This is a genomic window from Streptomyces sp. NPDC049970 (assembly GCF_040660235.1).
Classification (GTDB): Bacteria; Actinomycetota; Actinomycetes; order Streptomycetales; family Streptomycetaceae; genus Streptomyces.
Genome location: NZ_JBFALP010000033.1, coordinates 1 through 19055, shown reverse-complemented (window position 1 = coordinate 19055; position 19055 = coordinate 1). Strand labels below are relative to the sequence as shown.

At 72.2% G+C, this 19055-nt stretch carries 15 protein-coding genes; 12 read left to right on the top strand and 3 right to left on the bottom strand.

What is annotated here, in order from left to right:
* Positions 1 to 159 precede the first annotated feature (159 nt).
* Positions 160 to 3981, top strand: coding sequence for a glycosyltransferase (locus tag AB0I83_RS30790; RefSeq protein ID WP_363306984.1), 3822 nt, complete (start codon positions 160 to 162; stop codon positions 3979 to 3981).
* Complete coding sequence (locus AB0I83_RS30785) at positions 3978 to 5543, top strand: DUF5719 family protein (protein ID WP_363306983.1); 1566 nt, start codon at positions 3978 to 3980, stop codon at positions 5541 to 5543. Before AB0I83_RS30790 ends, AB0I83_RS30785 begins: the two co-directional genes overlap by 4 nt.
* 21 nt (positions 5544 to 5564) lie before the next feature.
* Here the strand turns inward: AB0I83_RS30785 and AB0I83_RS30780 are convergent, their stop codons facing one another.
* Positions 5565 to 5993, bottom strand: a complete 429-nt coding sequence (locus tag AB0I83_RS30780) for a metallopeptidase family protein (RefSeq protein WP_356537658.1) — start codon at positions 5991 to 5993, stop codon at positions 5565 to 5567.
* Between the two features lie 321 nt (positions 5994 to 6314).
* Between AB0I83_RS30780 and AB0I83_RS30775 the strand changes: the two genes are divergently transcribed.
* From AB0I83_RS30775 to AB0I83_RS30735, 9 genes are all read left to right on the top strand, one after another.
* Positions 6315 to 6686, top strand: coding sequence for a DUF3499 domain-containing protein (locus AB0I83_RS30775; protein WP_356537638.1), 372 nt, complete (start codon positions 6315 to 6317; stop codon positions 6684 to 6686).
* Between the two features lie 148 nt (positions 6687 to 6834).
* Positions 6835 to 8451, top strand: coding sequence for an L-lactate permease (locus AB0I83_RS30770; RefSeq protein WP_356844120.1), 1617 nt, complete (start codon positions 6835 to 6837; stop codon positions 8449 to 8451).
* A gap of 61 nt (positions 8452 to 8512) precedes the next feature.
* The gene (locus AB0I83_RS30765; protein ID WP_363306982.1) at positions 8513 to 9880 is read left to right on the top strand and encodes a phosphomannomutase/phosphoglucomutase; all 1368 of its coding nucleotides are present in this window, start codon (positions 8513 to 8515) and stop codon (positions 9878 to 9880) included.
* Positions 9881 to 10235: 355 nt separating this feature from the next.
* Positions 10236 to 10418: a Trm112 family protein gene (locus AB0I83_RS30760; RefSeq protein WP_356537632.1), complete on the top strand. Its 183-nt coding sequence runs from the start codon at positions 10236 to 10238 to the stop codon at positions 10416 to 10418.
* Positions 10419 to 10457: 39 nt separating this feature from the next.
* Positions 10458 to 11594 carry an SIS domain-containing protein gene (locus tag AB0I83_RS30755; protein ID WP_363306981.1) on the top strand — a complete coding sequence of 379 codons (1137 nt, stop codon included), beginning with the start codon at positions 10458 to 10460 and terminating at the stop codon, positions 11592 to 11594.
* 273 nt (positions 11595 to 11867) lie between these two features.
* Complete coding sequence (manA, locus tag AB0I83_RS30750; protein WP_363306980.1) at positions 11868 to 13037, top strand: mannose-6-phosphate isomerase, class I; 1170 nt, start codon at positions 11868 to 11870, stop codon at positions 13035 to 13037.
* Between the two features lie 87 nt (positions 13038 to 13124).
* Positions 13125 to 14117, top strand: a complete 993-nt coding sequence (locus AB0I83_RS30745; protein WP_363306979.1) for a cation diffusion facilitator family transporter — start codon at positions 13125 to 13127, stop codon at positions 14115 to 14117.
* A 262-nt stretch (positions 14118 to 14379) separates the two neighbouring features.
* A complete protein-coding gene (ahcY, locus tag AB0I83_RS30740) occupies positions 14380 to 15837 on the top strand; it encodes an adenosylhomocysteinase (RefSeq protein ID WP_356537624.1) in 1458 nt (485 codons plus the stop codon).
* Positions 15838 to 15961: 124 nt separating this feature from the next.
* A complete protein-coding gene (locus tag AB0I83_RS30735; protein WP_356537622.1) occupies positions 15962 to 16594 on the top strand; it encodes a hypothetical protein in 633 nt (210 codons plus the stop codon).
* Positions 16595 to 16644: 50 nt separating this feature from the next.
* Here the strand turns inward: AB0I83_RS30735 and AB0I83_RS30730 are convergent, their stop codons facing one another.
* Positions 16645 to 17586, bottom strand: a complete 942-nt coding sequence (locus AB0I83_RS30730) for an RDD family protein (RefSeq protein WP_363306978.1) — start codon at positions 17584 to 17586, stop codon at positions 16645 to 16647.
* A 119-nt stretch (positions 17587 to 17705) separates the two neighbouring features.
* Here AB0I83_RS30730 and AB0I83_RS30725 point away from each other — a divergent pair, with 119 nt between their 5' ends.
* Positions 17706 to 18713 (top strand): stage II sporulation protein M, encoded by a 1008-nt coding sequence (locus tag AB0I83_RS30725; protein WP_363306991.1) that lies wholly within the window; start codon positions 17706 to 17708, stop codon positions 18711 to 18713.
* A 135-nt stretch (positions 18714 to 18848) separates the two neighbouring features.
* Here AB0I83_RS30725 and AB0I83_RS30720 read toward each other — a convergent pair.
* The coding region (locus AB0I83_RS30720; RefSeq protein WP_356537618.1) for a hypothetical protein at positions 18849 to 19055 on the bottom strand (207 nt) is incomplete at its 5' end.

Below are 19055 nucleotides of genomic sequence, written 5' to 3'. Positions count from 1 at the left end.
CGCGTCCGCCGGTCAACCGCTCGGCGCAGTGCGCACATCCGTACCGTTAGTGTGGGGCCCCGTCCGAGAGACGCGCCAACGCCCCGCCGGGGCGCGCGTGTACACCGATGCAGCCCCCGGGGGATTCCCTCCGGACCCGGCCGGAGGGCCCGTACCCCGATGTCCGTGCACAGCCACTCGGCGGCGCCGAATGCGGCCGCCGCTGCCCCAGAGTTCCCCCGGCACGTCGTCACCGCCGTGCTCGTCGCCCACGACGGCGCACGCTGGCTGCCCGACGTGCTCGCCGGCCTGCTCGGACAGGAGCGCCCCGTACAGGACGTCGTCGCCGCGGACACCGGCAGCGCCGACGACTCGGCCCGCCTGGTCACCGAGGCGCTCGGTGGCGAGCGCGTCCTCCACCTGGCGCGGCGTACGAGCTTCGGCACCGCCGTCGAGGAGGCGACCCGCACCGCGGGCGTCCTCACCCCCGACGACCTGCCGTACCTGAAGCGCCCCAGCGGCTGGGACCCCGTCACACGGACCTGGCGCGACGACGCCTACGACCTGCCGGAGCTCCCGCACGGCGAACCCGTCCAGTGGCTCTGGCTGCTGCACGACGACAGCGCCCCCGACCCGGACGCGCTCGCCGAGATGCTCCGGGTCGTCGACAACGACAAGCACGCCGCGATCGTCGGACCCAAGCTGCGCGGCTGGTACGACCGCAAGCAACTCCTCGAGGTCGGCGTCTCCATCGCCAACAGCGGACGCCGCTGGACCGGACTCGACCGCCGCGAACAGGACCAGGGCCAGCACGACCAGGTCCGTACCGTGCTCTCCGTCTCCTCCGCGGGCATGCTCGTGCGCCGCGACGTCTGGGAGGAGCTCGGCGGATTCGACCGCAGGCTCCCGCTGATGCGCGACGACGTCGACCTCTGCTGGCGCGCCCACATGGCCGGCCACCGGGTCCTCGTCGCCCCGGACGCGATCCTGCGGCATGCCGAGGCCTCCGCCAGGGAACGCCGTCCCATCGACTGCGCCGGGCGCTCGGTCGCGAGCCCGCACCGCGTCGACAAGGCCGGCGCCGTCTACACCATGCTCGTCAACGCCCGCGGCAAGCAGCTCCCGTGGGTCCTCCTCCGCCTCTTCGTCGGCACCGTCCTGCGCACCCTCGCCTATCTCGTCGGCAAGGTGCCCGGGCAGGCGCTCGACGAGGTCGCGGGACTCTTCGGCACCCTGCTGCGCCCCGGACGGATCATCGCCGCCCGCCGCGCGCGCGGCAGAGGCGCGGTCGACCCGGCCGAGCTGCGGTCGCTCTTCCCGCCGCCCGGTGCCACGGTCCGCGCCACGGTCGAACAGGTCGCGGGCAACTTCGGCAGCCGCACCGACTCCGACTCCGGCGGGTCGCGTCACGGAGTGGCCGAGTCCGGCCCCGGCGACGACGACGCCGACTTCCTGGAGATCGAGCAGTTCGCGCGGCTCAAGCGGCTCGGCCGCAAGCCGGGTCCCGTCCTCTTCGCACTCCTCCTCGTCATCTCGCTGGTGGCCTGCCGCGGTCTCCTCGGCGGCGGCGCGCTCGCGGGCGGCGCCCTGCTGCCCGCCCCGGCCGACGTGTCCGACCTCTGGGCGCGGTACGCGGGCGGCTGGCACCCCATCGGTACCGGCGGAACCCAGTCGGCGCCCCCCTACCTCGGCGTGATCGCCGCCCTGTCGGCGCTGTTCCTCGGCTCCACGGGGTTCGCGCTCACCGTGCTGCTCGTCTGCTCGGTCCCGCTCGCCGGGCTCACCGCGTACTTCGCCTCCCGGTCCCTGATCCAGTCCCGGCTGCTGCGCGCCTGGGCGAGCATCGCGTACGCCTTCCTGCCCGCCGCGACCGGAGCGCTGGCAACCGGCCGGCTCGGCACCGCGGTCCTGGCCGTGCTGCTCCCGCTGATCGCCCGTGCGGCCGTGGCCGCCCACGGACTGCGCGGAGGCGCCTCGGGCGCACGCGGCAGCTGGCGTGCCACCTGGGCGTACACCCTGCTGCTCACCTTCACCACCGCGTTCACCCCGATCGCCTGGCCGCTGGCCGTGGTGCTCGGCATCGCGGTCCTGGTCCTGCGCCGGAAGGACATCGCGGCGTACGGTCTGCGCTTCCTGGCCACGGCGGGTACCCCGCTGCTGGTCCTCGCGCCCTGGTCGCTCTCGCTGCTGACCAGCCCGTCCGGCTTCCTGCGTGAGGCCGGGCTCGACATCGGTACGGGCACGGCGTCCGCCCTCGACCTGCTCGGTATCAGCCCCGGCGGTCCCAAGGCCGCGGGCGGCGTCCTGCTGCTGGGCATCGTGCTGGCCGCGCTGGCGGCCCTGCTGCGCGGCGAGCGGCAGTTCGCCATCCGCACCGCCTGGGTCGTCGTGCTCACCGCCCTGGTCTTCGCCGGCGTCTCCAACGGATCCACCTGGGCGGGGCCCGCAACTCTCGTCTACGGCATCGCGCTGCTCGTCGCCGCCCTGCTCGGGGCGGACGGCGCCCGGGTGCGCGTCGCCGAACTCAGCTTCGGCTGGCGTCAGCCGGTCGCCGCCCTGATCGCCCTGGCCGCCGGGATCGCTCCGGTGCTGGCCGCGGTCGGCTGGATGTTCGGCGGCGCTGCCGGACCCCTGGAGCGCCGCGACCCGGTGCAGGTGCCGGCGTTCGTCGCCGAGGAGAGCGGCACCCGCGACCAGCCGCGCACCCTGGTCCTCGGGGGCACCTCGCCGGCCGCCGTGTCCTACAGCCTGGTCCGCGGCTCGGGCGCCCGGCTCGGTGACGCCGAACTGACCGAGGCCGGCAGCGGCAACAGCCACCTCGACAAGGTGGTCGCCAACCTGGTCGCGGGCTCCGGCGCCGATCAGGGCAGTCAGCTCAGCGGCTTCGCGATCCGTTACGTACTCGTACGCGACGGGGCGCCCCGTCAGATGAGCCGCGTCCTGGACTCGACCCCGGGTCTCAGTCGGCTCAGCCAGCTGGACGGCAGCGCCCTGTGGCGGGTCGACCGCCAGGTCGCGCGCCTCATGATCGTCTCCTCGGGTGCGGACACCCTGCCCGTGCCGGTCGGATCACTGCCGATCGAGGCGCACACCAAGATCCCCGAGGGCGGCACGGGCCGGGTGCTGCGGATCGCCGACGCGGCCGACCCGGGCTGGCAGGCCGCCCTGAACGGCCGGGCGCTGACCCCGAAGACCATGGACGGCTGGGCGCAGGGCTTCGAGCTGCCGGCCGAGGGCGGCACTCTGGACCTCACCTACGACACCCCGTTCGCGCACACGGCCTGGGTCTGGACCCAGGTGGCGCTCTGCGTCGTCCTCGTGGTCCTGGCGCTGCCGGGCCGCCGCCGGGAGATCGACGACGACCTGCCCGAGGAGACCGGGAGCGTGCCGGACGAGCCGGTCGAGGGTGAGGGACGCCGGGCGCGCAGGCTGCGCGCGGCGGCCCAGGCCCAGGCCGAGGCCGAGGCGGCGGCCGTGGGCGCGGAGGGCGCGGGGAACACCGTCGACGCGGCGTACGTGGACGACGGAGCCGCCCCCGCGTACGGGCAGGACGCCGCCGCGGAGCAGTACATCCCGGGGCAGCAGAACAGCGATCCCTACCCGCCGGCCCCGGACGACCAAGGCGGCACCGGCACCTACGCGGCGGTGCCGCAGCAGAACTACGGCGAGTGGGACGCCCACCAGGACCAGGGCGCCGACTACGGCCGTGGCACCGACTACGGCCAGGACGCGGGCCGGTACCAGGGCGGCCAGGACGGCGGCCAGTACTACCAGGCCGAGCCCTACCAGCAGGTCCCGTACCAGCAGGACCCGTACCAGCAGCAGGGCGCCTACGACCCGTACGGCTACGCCCAGCAGCAGCCCTACGCCACGGGAGCCGGCGAGGCCGCCCCGTACGAGAACCAGGACGGGCACGGCGGGCACGGCAGGCACGACGAAGACCAAGCCCCGGGCCAGGGCCCGTGGCCGACCGGCAACGCATCGCGAGGCGAGTCCGAGTGAAGTCCACATCCCTGTCCCTGGCCGCGGGCGCCGCAGCCCTCGCCGCCGTCACCGGTTTCGCCGCGCTCACCGTGCCCGGCGACGGTGGCACGGCCGAGGCGAAGGCCGCGGCCCGGCTTCCCGTCGAGCGCTCCAGTCTGCTGTGCCCGGAGCCCAGCATGTCCGACCTGGCGGATACGACGTACACCTCCTTCACCCCGGAGGGGGAGAGCGGCGGAGAGGCCGGTACGGCCGAGCTGAAGTCCGCCGATCCGCTTCCGGCGGACGAGGACGCACCGGCTGACAAGGGCGACAAGGGCGACAAGGGCGACTCGGACACGGCGGACGGTGACAAGGCCGACGGTGGCAAGGGCGGGACGGCGGACACCAAGCCCGTCATCTCCCTCAAGGACCTCGGCAAGCCGTCCACCGTCGAGACCTCGAAGTCCGACGCCCCCGCCCTGATCGGCACCGCGACCGGCAGGCAGGCCCCCGGCTGGACGACGCAGCAGACCACCGTGGCCGCCGCGGGCGGCGCCCGCGGACTGCTCGGCCTCAGCTGCACCGCTCCCGACACGGACTTCTGGTTCCCGGGCGCGAGCACCGCGGCGGCACGTCAGGACTACGTCCATCTGACCAACCCGGACGACACCGCCGCCGTTGCCGACATCGAGCTGTACGGCGCCGAGGGCCCCCTCGAGTCGGACGCGGGGGAGGGCATCACGGTCCCGGCCGGGTCGAGCGTGCCGATCCTGATCTCGACCCTGACCGGTGAGGCCGCCGAGAACGTGGCCGTGCACGTCACCACCCGGACCGGGCGCGTCGGCGCCGTCGTGAGCGCCGCCGAGGACAAGGTGGGCAGCGACTGGCTGACCAGGTCCGCCGACCCGGCGGAGACCCTCGTGCTGCCGGGCATTCCGGCGGACGCCACCTCCGTACGCCTGGTGGCCTTCGCGCCCGGGGAGGACGACGCGGATGTGAAGGTCCAGCTCCTGGGCAAGAACGCGACGTTCTCACCGGCCGGGAACGACACCCTGCACATCAAGTCGCGGATGACCGCGAGTGTCGACCTCAAGGACGTCACCCGGGGCGAGCCCGGCTCGATCCGGCTGACCTCCACCGACGGCAGCAGGACCCCCGTGGTCGCCGCGCTGCGCGTGGTCCGCGGCAGCGGTGCCGAGCAGGAACTCGCGTTCATTCCGGCGACCGGGCCGGTCGGTGACCGCGCGACCGTCGCCGACAACCGGGCGAAGGGTTCGGTGCTGTCCCTGAGCGCCCCCGGCGCGACCGCCAAGGTCAAGGTGACCGCGTCGGCGGGCAGCGGGGGAGGCGAGAAGGCCGCCAAGACGTACACGGTCAAGGGCGGTACGACACTCGCGGTCACCCCGGAGGTCCCGGCGGGGCTCAAGGGCGCCTACGCGCTGACGGTGGAGACGGAGTCGGGCGGCCCGGTCCACGCGGCCCGCACGCTCACGCTCGCGGAGGGTGGCGTCAGCATGTTCACCGTGCAGACGATGCCGGACGACGGCGGGACGGTCGAGGTCCCAGCGGTGGAGCAGGACCTGTCGGTCCTGGACGACTGAGGTGTCCGCGCCGAGGGCGGCTCAGTCCTGCCCGTAGCGCGGGTCGACCGACTCGGGGGAGAGACCGAGCAGCTCCGCGACCTGCTCCACCACGACCTCGTGGACCAGCAGGGCCCGCTCGTCACGGCTCTTGGTGCGGATCTCCACGGGGCGCCGGTAGACGACGATCTGCGCGGGCCGGCCCTTCTCGGCGGAGAGCGCGCGACCCAGCGGCACGGTCTCGTCGAGCGATCCCGGCACGTCGAGGACCAGGAAGTCGACGTCGCTCAGCTGGGGCCAGCGCCGTTCCAGCCGTTCCACCGAGTCCTGGACGAGGTCGCGGAAGCTCTCCGCCCTGCTGATCGACAGCGGGACCTGAGGGGGCGCGACCGGCCCGCGCATACCGCGGCCGTGACGGTCGCGACGGCGGGGCCGAGGCTCGTGCGGGTGGGGCGGTACGGGACTGTCCATCACCGACGCAGCGTAACGCTCCCCGGGCCGACCGGATCACGGCTACTCCGCCGGTCGGCCGGATGTCCACGGATGCGCGTTCCAGCCGCGCCGGGGTGCGATTCCGGTCCTTGGTCCGATCGCGGGCCCCCTGTCGAATGACCGCTTTTGTTCCCTCCCGTCAACGCCACGGCCCCGACGCGCACCGGAACCCGCGGGTCGCCGCGCAGGTGGGAACGGTTCTGCCGGGGCCTCGCGGCCCGGGCGCGTGGGCCGACACGAGGGGGCGAGCCGTGGGAGCGTCGTCGCAGCCCGCTCAAGAGTGCGGTACCGTCCAACATCGTGAGCCCTGTACGTCGCTGTTCGCGAACCGCGTGCGGCCGTCCCGCCGTCGCGACACTGACGTACGTCTATGCCGACTCGACCGCGGTTCTCGGCCCGCTCGCCACCTATGCCGAGCCCCACTGCTACGACCTCTGCGCCGAGCACGGCGAGCGGCTCACCGCGCCGCGCGGCTGGGAGGTCGTCCGGCTCTCCGATCCCTCGGCCCCCACCCGCCCCAGCGGCGACGACCTCGAAGCGCTCGCCAACGCCGTGCGCGAAGCCGCCAGGCCCCAGGACCGGCAGCCGGGCGGCCGTGGGCCGCGCGCGGCGGACCCGGTGGAGGTCGCGCGCCGAGGGCACCTGCGGGTCCTGCGCTCGCCGGATTCCTGACACCTCATCAATCACTCGTCCCCACCCGTCACATGCCCGTCCGGGAAAGTTTTCCTGTGCGGAGCATTGACGTCCACTTGTCGCGGACACGACCATTCCCCCACCTGTGAGAGATCGCTTCCGCATCACGGAATCCGGGGAGGCCTGTGTGTTTGTCCAGCAACTCGAGCCCGTAGCCGATTCGCCGGCCCTGTCCGCCCTTGTCGCCTCACTGCCCCTGGTCACCGTCCTGGTCCTGCTCGGCGCGGTCCGGATGAAGGCCCACCTCGCAGGGCTCATCGGCCTCGCCGTCGCCGTGCTCGTCGGCTGGCTGGCCTACGGCATGCCCGTCGGTCAGACGCTCTCCGCCGGCGCGCAAGGCGTCCTCTTCGGGCTCTTCCCCATCATGTGGATCGTCGTCAACGCCCTCTGGGTGTACCGGATGACCGTCCGCACCCAGCACTTCGACATCCTGCGCCGGTCCTTCGGCCGGGTCTCCGACGACCCGCGCATCCAGGCACTGGTGATCGCCTTCTGCTTCGGCGCGCTCCTGGAGGCGCTGGCCGGCTTCGGCGCACCCGTCGCGATCTGCTCGGTCATGCTCGTTGCGCTCGGCTTCGACCCGGTGAAGGCGGCCGTCGTCTCCCTGGTCGCCAACACCGCGCCCGTCGCCTTCGGCGCCATGGGCACACCCGTGGTGACGCTCTCTCAGGTCACCGGACTGCCGCTGGACGACGTCGCCACCGTCGTCGGCCGCCAGACACCGCTGCTCGCCCTCGTCGTACCGCTGATCCTGGTCTTCCTGGTGGACGGCAGGCGGGGGCTGCGGGAGACCTGGGTGCCCGCACTCGTCTGCGGAGTGGCTTTCGCGGCAGCCCAGTTCGCCGCGTCCAACTTCTTCTCCGCGCAACTCGCCGACATCGCGGCCGCACTGGTGGGCGCGGGCGCGCTGATCGCGCTGCCCGGCGCCCGCAGGCCCGCCGACGAAGCCGTACGCGCCTCGGTGCTCACCGGCGCGCGCAGCGAGGACCTCGACCAGGAGGATCCGCGCCGGGAGGTGCTGCGCGCCTACGCCCCGTACGCCCTGATCGTCGCGGTGTTCTCGATCGCCCAGATTCCGCCCGTCAAGCGGCTGTTGGCCGAGGCGACCCGCGTCTTCGACTGGCCCTTCCTCGACGTGGCGGGACCGGACGGCGAACCGGTCGGCGCCAACGTGTTCACCCTGCCGCTCCTCGGCACGGGCGGCACCCTCGTCCTGCTCGCAGGCCTGGTCACCGCGGTCGTGCTCGGCGTACGGGCCGGCGCCGCGGCGCGGGAGTGGGCGGCCACCGTGCGTGAACTGCGCTACGCGATCCTCACCGTGACGTCCGTGCTCGCCCTCGCCTACGTCATGAACCTCTCCGGACAGGCCGCGACCATCGGCCAGTTCGTCGCCGCCGCGGGTGCCGGCCTCGCCTTCCTCTCCCCGGTGCTCGGCTGGTTCGGCGTCGCCGTCTCCGGTTCCGACACCTCGGCCAACGCCCTCTTCGGAGCCCTCCAGGTGTCCGCCGCGCGCGAGTCCGGCCTCTCGCCCGAACTGCTCGCCGCCGCGAACAGCTCCGGGGGAGTGCTCGGCAAGATGATCTCGCCGCAGAACCTGACGATCGCCTGCGCGGCCGTCGGTCTCGCCGGGCGGGAGGGGGACCTGCTGCGCAAGGTCCTGCCCTGGAGCCTCGGCCTGCTGCTGGTGATGTGCCTGGTGGTCATGGCGCAGAGCACGGTGGTACTGGGCTGGATGCTCCCCTGACGGGCGGTCCCGGGCCGCCGGGTAGTTTGGGCGGTCCGCAAAGACCCCAGGAGGACCGGCCGTGGTTGCTGACCTGTCGCAGCTCGTGAAGGCGTACGACGTGCGCGGAGTCGTGCCCGACCAGTGGGACGAGCCGCTCGCCGAACTCTTCGGCGCCGCCTTCGTCCAGGTCACCGACGCGGACGCGATCGTGATCGGCCACGACATGCGGCCGTCCTCGCCCGGCCTCGTCGCAGCCTTCGCCCGCGGGGCGACGGCGCGCGGCGCCGACGTGACCCTCATCGGTCTCTGTTCGACGGACCAGCTGTACTACGCCTCAGGGGCCCTCGACCTGCCCGGGGCGATGTTCACCGCCTCGCACAACCCGGCGCGGTACAACGGCATCAAGCTGTGCCGCGCAGGGGCCGCGCCCGTCGGCCAGGACACCGGCCTGACCGAGATCCGCACGCTCGTCGAGCAGTGGTCGGAACACGGCGCCCCGGCCGCCTCGGGCATCACCCCGGGCACGGTCACCGAACGCGACACCCTCACCGACTACGCCGCCCACCTGCTGGGACTCGTCGGCCTGTCCGGTATCCGGCCGCTCAAGGTCGTCGTGGACGCGGGCAACGGCATGGGCGGCCACACCGTCCCCACCGTCTTCGAGGGGCTCCCCCTCGACCTCGTACCCCTGTACTTCGAGCTCGACGGCACCTTCCCCAACCACGAGGCCAACCCCCTCGACCCGAAGAACCTCGTCGACCTCCAGGCCCGCGTCCTCGCCGAGGGCGCCGACATCGGTCTCGCCTTCGACGGCGACGCCGACCGCTGCTTCGTCGTCGACGAGCGTGGCGAGGGCGTGTCCCCCTCCGCCATCACGGCCCTGGTCGCCGCCCGCGAGCTCGCCCGCAACGGTGGCAAAGGCACCGTCATCCACAACCTGATCACCTCCTGGTCGGTCCCGGAGGTCGTCCGCGAGAACGGCGGAACCCCAGTCCGCACCCGGGTCGGCCACTCCTTCATCAAGGCCGAGATGGCCGAGCACGGTGCGATCTTCGGCGGCGAACACTCCGCGCACTACTACTTCCGCGACTTCTGGAACGCCGACACTGGCATGCTCGCAGCCCTCCACGTCCTGGCCGCACTCGGCGGACAGGACGGACCGCTCTCCGGGCTCGTCGACCGTTACGACCGCTACACCGGGTCCGGCGAGATCAACTCCACCGTCGCCGACCAGGCGGACCGGCTGGCAGCGGTCGAGGCGGCCTACGCGGGCCGCGACGACGTGCGGTTCGACGAACTCGACGGCCTGACGGTCACGAGCACCGACTGGTGGTTCAACCTCCGTGCCTCCAACACCGAGCCGCTGCTGCGCCTGAACGTGGAGGCGCGGGACGGCAGGACCATGGAAGCGCTGCGCGACGAGGTCCTCGCCCTCGTCCGGGCCTGACCGCGGGGCACGGGGCCGCGCGCCCGGGGGCGTGACGCGAAGGCGCCGGGGTCCCGCTGCCGCCGGGCAGTGAGCGCAGGCGCGTCGGCGGGCGCCGGCTGCGGGCGTGAGCTTCGGCGGGCGCCGGCTGCGGGCGTGAGCTGAGGCGGAGGCGGGCGTGACCTGAGGGCACCGGGGGCACACGCGGTGTGTGGGCACCCGGACGCCTACGCCGCACACCGCCCGACGCATGCCCGGCCGGGCGGGTCCTGCCGGGCCGCGACCCTGTCGGCCCGGCGGTAGGCTGACCACGCCCCAAGCTCCGCGGACCCGCACCGGGCCCGGACCGCACCGCATGCCCGAAGGGACCCACCCCATGCCGCTCGAAGCCGGCCTCCTGGAGATCCTCGCCTGCCCGGCCTGCCACGCCGCGCTCGACGACCGGTCGGCGGCGACAAGCCCCGAGCTGGTCTGCACCGGCGCGGACTGCGGTCTCGCCTACCCGGTGCGGGACGACATCCCGGTCCTCCTGGTCGACGAGGCCCGGCGCCCCGCGTAACCGCACCTTGATCAGCACGGTGATCGGAGGCCCACCGCCATGCTCGACGAGTCGTTGCTCGACGCACCGGAAGCCCTGGCCCGCGCCGACCGCCGCGGCCTGCTCCGCGGCGCCGCCGAGGCCGGGGCGCGTGTGCGTACCGCCACCCTGCACGCCGCCGAGGCGGGCATCGGGGCGCTGGCGCCCGAAGGCAGGCCGCGCGCCGTCCTCGTCGCGGGGCCCGGTACCGCCGCGACCGGCGTCGCCGACCTGATCGGCGCCCTCGCCGGGGCCGCCGCACCCGTCGCCGCGATCCGTCCCACCGGGGTCGCGGCAGCCGCAGGAGCGCTGCGCTGGGCGCTGCCCGGCTGGGCCGGATCCGTGGATCTGCTGCTCATCGCCACCGCCGACGGATCGGAACCCGGCCTGGCGCTGCTCGCGGAGCAGGCCTACCGCCGCGGCTGCACGGTCGTCGCCGTCGCACCCGTCCGGTCCCCGCTGCGCGACGCCGTCGACGGGATCCACGGACTCGTCGTACCCATGGCCGCCGCACCGCACGGGGAGTACGACGCCGAGACCTCGGCGGCGGGCCCCGGCACGCTCTGGGCACTGCTCACCCCGCTGCTGGCGCTCCTGGACCGGGTGGGCCTGATCGACGCGCCCACCGACGTACTGCAGAAGGTCGCGGACCGGCTCGACCACACCGCCGAGCGCTGCGGGCCGGCCACCGCCACGTACGGCAACCCGGCCAAGACCCTCGCCGCGGAACTCGCCGACAGCCTGCCCCTCGTCTGGACGGAGGGTGACGCCGCCGGCCCGGTCGGGCGCCGGTTCGCCGCGGTGCTGGCCGAACTTGCCGGGCGCCCCGCCCTGGTGGCCGAGCTGCCGCAGGCGCTGCCCTCGCACGGGGCACTGCTCACCGGAGCCTTCGCCGCGGGTGCCGACCCCGACGAGTTCTTCCGGGACCGGGTGGACGAGCCCGAGGCCATGCGGGCCCGCGTCGTCCTGCTCCGCGACCGGCCCACCGGCGGCCTGACCGCCGCCCCGGCGGCCCGCGAGCTGGCCCTGAGCCACGACACGGCCATCAGCGAACTGGAACCCGAGGAGGGCAGCGCGCTCGAAGCCCTCGCCGAACTCCTGGCGGTCACCGACTTCGCCGCTGTCTACCTCTCCCTTGCCTCCGACAACAGCAGCTGACGACCTGCGGCCCACGACGGCCACAGGCTCCGACGACCTGCGGCTCTCAACGGCCACAGGCTCGACGACCTGCGTGTTCTCACCCACATCGGGCTCCGACGACCTGCGTGCCCTCCACGGCAACAGCCTCCGACGACCCGGGACCCTCAGAGACAAGAGGGTCCGACGGCCCGCTCCCGAACGGGGCCGACCGCCCGCGCCGGACAACGGAGTCCGACGGCCCGCTTCCCCCAGGGCGCCACAGCCCCGCGCATCCGACGAGGACGAATCTCCATGGACCGGCTCTCCAACACCGTGCGCCCCTACGCCTGGGGGTCCACCACGGCCATTCCCGAACTGCTCGGCACGACCCCGACCGGCGAACCGCAGGCCGAGATGTGGATGGGAGCCCACCCCGGTGCCCCCTCCCGCCTCAGCAGGCCCACGAGCCCGGGGGAGCAGTCCCTGACGGACGTCATCGCGGCGGACCCCGAGCGCGAACTCGGCCCCGCCGCCGTCCGCGCCTTCGGGCCCCGCCTCCCCTTCCTGCTGAAACTGCTGGCGGCCGGAGCCCCGCTCTCCCTCCAGGTCCACCCCGACCTCGCCCAGGCACGACGGGGGTACGCGGACGAGGAGCGCCGGGGCGTTCCCGTCGACGCACCGCACCGCACCTACAAGGACGCCAACCACAAGCCCGAGCTGATCTGCGCGCTCACCGCCTTCGACGGGCTCTGCGGCTTCCGCACGCCGGCCGAGGCCGCGGACCTGATAGCCGCCCTGGGCGTCGACTCGCTCAAGCCCTACGTGGACCTGCTCCGCGCCCGCCCCGAGGACGCGGCCCTGCGCGAGGTCCTCACAGCGATCCTCACCGCGGACCCGGACGAGATGGCGCAGACGGTCGCCGAGGCCGCCGAGGCCGCGGAACGGCTCGGCGGCGCCCATGCGCCGTACGCCCAGATCGCCCACCACTACCCGGGCGACCCGGGTGTCCTCGCGGCCATGCTGCTGAACCACGTACGGCTGCAGCCCGGCGAGGCCATGTACCTCGGGGCCGGCGTACCGCACGCCTACCTCGGCGGTCTCGGTGTCGAGATCATGGCCAACTCCGACAACGTGCTGCGCTGCGGGCTGACCCCCAAGCACATCGACGTCCCCGAACTGCTGGGCATCGTCCGCTTCGAGGCCACCGAACCCGCCATCCTGCGCCCCGAGGCCTCGCCCACCGGCGAGGAACTGTACGAGACCCCGGTCGACGAGTTCCGGCTGTCGCGATACGTCCTGCCCTCCGGCGGTGCAGCGGTCGACCTCACTGCGGGCACCCCGCAGATCCTGCTCTGCACGGCGGGGTCACCGTGTGCCGGGGAGACAGTCCTCGCACCCGGCGAATCCGTGTTCGTCCCGGCGGACGAAACGGTCGAAGTGTCCGGTACGGGAACACTCTTCCGCGCGACCGTGGTGGTCTGACGTACCGTCCGCACCAGCGGCTGCAACAATGTCCGGCCGTAACGCGGCGCCCGTGCCGCAGCACCGATGAAGGGACACCCGGCACCCATGAGCGCGTCAGGCGGAACCAAGGCGATCGTGGCGGCACTCGCCGCCAACCTCGCGATCGCGGTGGCCAAATTCGTGGCGTTCCTCTTCAGTGGCTCGTCCTCGATGTTGGCGGAGAGCGTCCACTCACTGGCGGACTCGGGCAACCAGGGCCTCCTGCTGCTCGGCGGCAAGAAGGCCAAGCGTGAGGCGACACCCGAGCACCCCTTCGGCTACGGACGCGAGCGGTACATCTACGCCTTCCTCGTGTCCATCGTGCTGTTCTCCGTCGGTGGCATGTTCGCGATCTACGAGGGCTACGAGAAGATCAAGCACCCGCACGCGATCGAGGCCTGGTACTGGCCGGTCGGCGTGCTGGTCTTCGCGATCATCGCCGAGGGCTTCTCCTTCCGTACGGCCATCGCGGAGTCGAACCAGACCCGCGGCAAGCTCACCTGGACGCAGTTCGTCCGCCGGGCCAAGGCGCCCGAACTTCCCGTGGTGCTGCTGGAGGACCTGGGCGCGCTCGTCGGCCTGGTCCTGGCCCTCGGCGGCGTCGGCCTGGCGCTCGGCACCGGCAACGGCGTGTGGGACGGCATCGGAACCCTCTGCATCGGTGTCCTGCTGATCGTCATCGCGATCGTTCTCGCCGCCGAGACGAAGTCGCTGCTGCTGGGTGAGTCGGCCGGGGCCGAGGACGTCGAGAAGATCCGGGCCTCGGTGGTCGACGGGGACACCGTCACCGGCATCATCCACATGCGCACGCTCCACCTCGGCCCGGAGGAACTCCTGGTCGCCGCCAAGATCGCGGTACGCCACGACGAGTCCGCCGGGGAGGTCGCCGCCGCCATCAACGCCGCAGAGACCCGGATCCGCGAGGCCGTGCCGATCGCCCGTGTCATCTACCTCGAGCCGGACATCTACAACGAGGCGGCGGCCGAGGCCGGCGTCGACCCGGCCAAGACACCGGGCGGCCCCACACCCACGGGCGAACCGGCCGAATCCGGCCACTGACCCCCTGAGCACCGGCCCCGAACGGCTCCGCGACCCACATGAATGCCCGGGCGGGCTGGGGTTCGCTGGGCCGTTCGGTGTAGATTCGAGGGAGTACCAGACGTCGCTGCTGATGGCGGTCGATCGGTTCGCTGAGGCGGACCGGCCGAGGGAGAGAGGGCCTCCGACGGACTGCACTGCGGATTGCTCGGGCATTCGTGTGCCCGTGGCCGCCGCAGAGCCAGCCGGCCCACTCCCGACCCACCACGAGGAGCAGCCCGTTATGACGACGGCCGCCAACCACCAGGACTTCAAGGTCGCAGACCTTTCCCTCGCCGCCTTCGGGCGCAAGGAGATCACTCTCGCCGAGCACGAGATGCCCGGCCTGATGTCGATCCGCGAGGAGTACGCCGCCACGCAGCCGCTGGCCGGCTCCAGGATCACCGGCTCGCTGCACATGACCGTGCAGACCGCCGTGCTCATCGAGACCCTCGTCGCCCTGGGCGCCGAGGTCCGCTGGGCCTCCTGCAACATCTTCTCCACGCAGGACCACGCCGCCGCCGCCATCGCGGTCGGCCCGACCGGCACCCCGGAAGCCCCCGCCGGCGTCCCGGTCTTCGCCTGGAAGGGCGAGACCCTGGAGGAGTACTGGTGGTGCACGGAGCAGGCCCTGACCTGGCCCGGAACCACCACCGGTGGCCCGAACATGATCCTCGACGACGGTGGCGACGCCACCCTCCTCGTCCACAAGGGCGTCGAGTTCGAGAAGGCCGGCTCCGCTCCGGACCCGTCGACCGCGGACAGCGAGGAGTTCGCGTACATCCTCACGCTGCTCAACCGCACCCTCGTGGAGTCCCCGCAGAAGTGGACGCAGTTGGCGTCCGAGATCCGCGGCGTCACCGAGGAGACCACGACCGGTGTGCACCGGCTGTACGAGATGCACCGTGACGGCACCCTCCTTTTCCCGGCGATCAACGTCAACGACGCGGTCACCAAGTCGAAGTTCGACAACAAGTACGGCTGCCGCCACTCCCTGATCGACGGCATCAACCGCGCCACCGACGTCCTGATCGGCGGCAAGACGGCCGTCGTCTGTGGTTACGGCGACGTGGGCAAGGGCTGCGCGGAGTCCCTGCGCGGCCAGGGCGCCCGCGTGATCATCACGGAGATCGACCCGATCTGCGCCCTGCAGGCCGCGATGGACGGCTACCAGGTCACGACGCTCGACGACGTGGTGGAGACCGCGGACATCTTCGTCACGACGACGGGCAACAAGGACATCATCATGGCCAAGGACATGGCCCGGATGAAGCACCAGGCCATCGTCGGGAACATCGGCCACTTCGACAACGAGATCGACATGGCCGGCCTGGCGAAGATCGACGGCATCGTCAAGGACGAGGTCAAGCCGCAGGTCCACACTTGGACGTTCCAGGACGGCAGGGTGCTGATCGTGCTCTCCGAGGGCCGCCTGCTGAACCTCGGCAACGCCACCGGTCACCCGTCGTTCGTCATGTCCAACTCGTTCGCGGACCAGACCCTGGCCCAGATCGAGCTGTTCACCAAGCCCGAGGCATACCCGACCGACGTCTACGTGCTGCCCAAGCACCTCGACGAGAAGGTCGCCCGCCTCCACCTCGACGCGCTGGGCGTGAAGCTCACGACCCTGCGCAAGGAGCAGGCCGACTACATCGGCGTCCCGGTCGAGGGACCGTACAAGTCCGACCTCTACCGCTACTGAGCACCCCGTCGGCCATCGGCCGGCGGAGCTCTCGGTAGTAGGTCCGAACGCAGGCCCCCGCACCCCCGTGCCGGGGGCCTGCGCCGTACCGAACCTGTAGAGCCCGAGGAACCCGAAGGACCCCATGCCCCGCGGCCGTTATTCGCTCCACGACCTCCACGACCACACCCCCCTAGGCGAAGAACACTTCCACTGCGCGCCCGGCCCCTCCGGCTGGCGCTACGTCTCCCAGACCACGGGCCCCACGGGAGCACACCTGGGTTCCGTCGATCTGGCCCTGGACGAACTCGGCCGCCCCATCCGCCTCGAACTGCACGCCGCGAGTTGGCAGATCCGCGGCGCCGCCATCGACGGGGTCACCTGGGTACGGACCGATCCGACCGGCACCCATGCCACCGAAGGCAACGTCCGCGCCCACACCTTCGCCGGCACGTCCCCCGCGTTCCTCGTCGCCACTGCCCGGATCCTGCGCCTCACCCCCGCTTCCCCCGCGACCCGCGTCCGCCTGGTCACCTTCACGGACCCCGTCCTCGCCCCCCGTACCGTCGACCAGGCCTGGTCCCTGCTGAACAGTGAAGCGCACCCCACTGACAACGGCCCCCTGATGGTGGACGAATACCAGGTCAACGCATTGGACACGGGTGATCAGCACACCGTGCACATCGCCGGTGACGTGGTGCTCGCGGCTCCGGGCATCGAGCTCGAGCACCTGGAGTCACCGCCCTCGGCCATGCCCCACCCGACGAGTGGGGACTAGAGCCTCCAGGGCTCGGGGCTGTCCAACCACCGTGCTCGGGACCGGTGCGCTCAGGCCGGCGGGGCGAACCCGGTCGTTGCGGGCACCTCGGTCCGGCCACCTGCTGCTCCCGCCGGGCCCTGCTCTTCCGTACCGTCCCGCTGCGGAGACCGGTTCACCACCTGGGCGGAGGCGGACACGCCGCCGACTGCGGGCGCGTAGGAGGGAAAGGACGCCGGGCCCCGGGCGGGAGTGGCGCGGTGTGATGCCGCGGCCACGCGCCGGGAGTCCCGCGCCTGCCGCTCGTTGACCACGGCCGCCAGGTACGCCGCGGCGGGCACTCCCTGCGGCACCGGCGTACCGGTACGCGCGGCGAGATCGCAGGACAGGCGCTCGGCCATCGACCACCGCACGGCGGGGTCCAGTTGGCGCATCCGCGTGAGGTACTGGCGTATCGCCAGCCAGAGACCGTCCGGCACGCCCGAGAGGTCGAGCTGTGCGAAACGGCCCACGAGCCATGGGGGCGGCGGAGGTACGGCGAGGGCCCGCCCGGCCGGCACCCGCTCGCGCACGACGAGGGTTCCGGCGAACACGTCACCGAGCCGGCGCCCACGGGCGGACACCAGGGAACCGATACAGGCGACGACGCCGAACGTTCCGAGGATCTCGACGACCCCCATCGCCCCCCGCACCAGAGCGTGCCGGAAGCGGATCGGCCCCCCGTCGTCCCTCACCACGCGAAGGCCGCAGGCCAGTTTTCCGAGCGAGCGCCCCTGGCTGAGGGTCTCGACGGCCACCGGACCGCCGACCAGCACCAGGAGGAACATGGCGACGCCGATCGCGGCGGTCGCCGCCTCGTCGAGCGTCACGGCGGCCACGGCCAGACCGACGGACAGCAGGACGAACACCGTCATGAGCACCGCGAGATCGATGGTGATCGCCAGCGCCCGGCTCGGCAGCCTCGCCGGCTGCAGTCCGAGTACGACCGCATCTCCGGTCACGAGCTCGTTCATCGCCACCCACCCCTCGCCGTCCCTGCCTGCCCCTCGGACCCACAGTCTGCCAAGCTGACCCGCAGCGCGCCGCAGTAGTACGTATCCGTACGCACCCATGCATGGAGCAGAAGCCGACCATGGACCTCGACGTCTTCGTGACCACCCACCGCACCGAGTGGGACCGCCTGGATCATCTTCTGCACCGGGGGCGCAGCCTGACAGGGGCGGAGGCGGACGAGCTCGTCCTCCTCTACCAGCGGACCGCGACCCATCTGTCCTTGATCCGGTCGAGCGCGCCGGACCCGGTGCTGACCGCGCGGCTCACCCAGCTCGTGGCACGCGCCCGTTCCACGGTCACGGGGACCCGGCGTGCTTCGTGGCGTGACGCGGCACGGTTCCTTACCGCTGGCTTTCCAGCCGCCGTCTACCGCTCGCGGCACTGGTGGATCCCCACGGCGGTGGTCTCCACACTTCTCGCCGCCGTCCTCGGCTGGTGGATAGGCACGCACCCGGAGGTGCAGGCGGCGATCGCCGCCCCTGAGGACCTGCGCGCCCTGACGCGACCCGGCGGGGAGTACGAGACCTACTACTCAAGTCACCCCGCCGCCTCGTTCGCCGCCCAGGTCTGGACGAACAACGCACAGGCCGCGGCGATGTGCCTGGTGCTGGGGGCGTTCCTCGGCGTACTGGTGATCTGGATCCTCTTCGTCAACGTGCTGAACCTCGCCGTCGGTATCGGCCTGATGTCCTCCGCCGGCCGGCTGGACACCTTCCTGGGCCTCGTCCTTCCGCACGGCCTGCTCGAACTCACCGCCGTGTTCGTGGCGGCGGGCACCGGACTCCGTCTCGGCTGGACCGTGATCGACCCGGGGCCGCGCACCCGGCGCTCGGCACTGGCCCAACAGGGACGGGCCGCGATCGGTATGGCCATCGGGTTGGCCCTGGTCCTGTTCGTCTCAGGCGTCATCGAAGGGTTCGTCACTCCGTCGGGCCTGCCGACCTGGGCCCGCATCACCATCGGCATCGCGGCTGAGCTCGGCTTCCTCGCCTACGTCTATGTCCTGGGCGGCCGCGCCGCACGCGCCGGCGACACAGGGGACCTCGAGGCAGACGAACGAAGTGCCGAACTCCCGTCGGCCGCCTGAGGGGCGATGTGCGTCGAAGGGCCCCGGACTGCTAGTCTCCTCACCGGCCACAAAAACTGTTGACACGGTTGGCGTGGGGAGGTAGGATTTAACGGTTGCAGCGAGCTGGACATGCTCGGGTGTGACGTCTAAAGTTCAACTCGCTCGTGCAGGGGACGACATTCCCGCCGAGCCGATCGATTCTTCTTCTTTTCGAGCAGACACACCGATTCGCTTCGGTCGAAATGCTTCTGATAAAGTCGAGTCAGCCGAAAGGCAAAGACCATTCCATGGGTCGCCGGAATCAAATTCGGACCGGAAACGGAACGAAAAAGAGTCTGGTAAAGTTGGAACCGCCGGAAA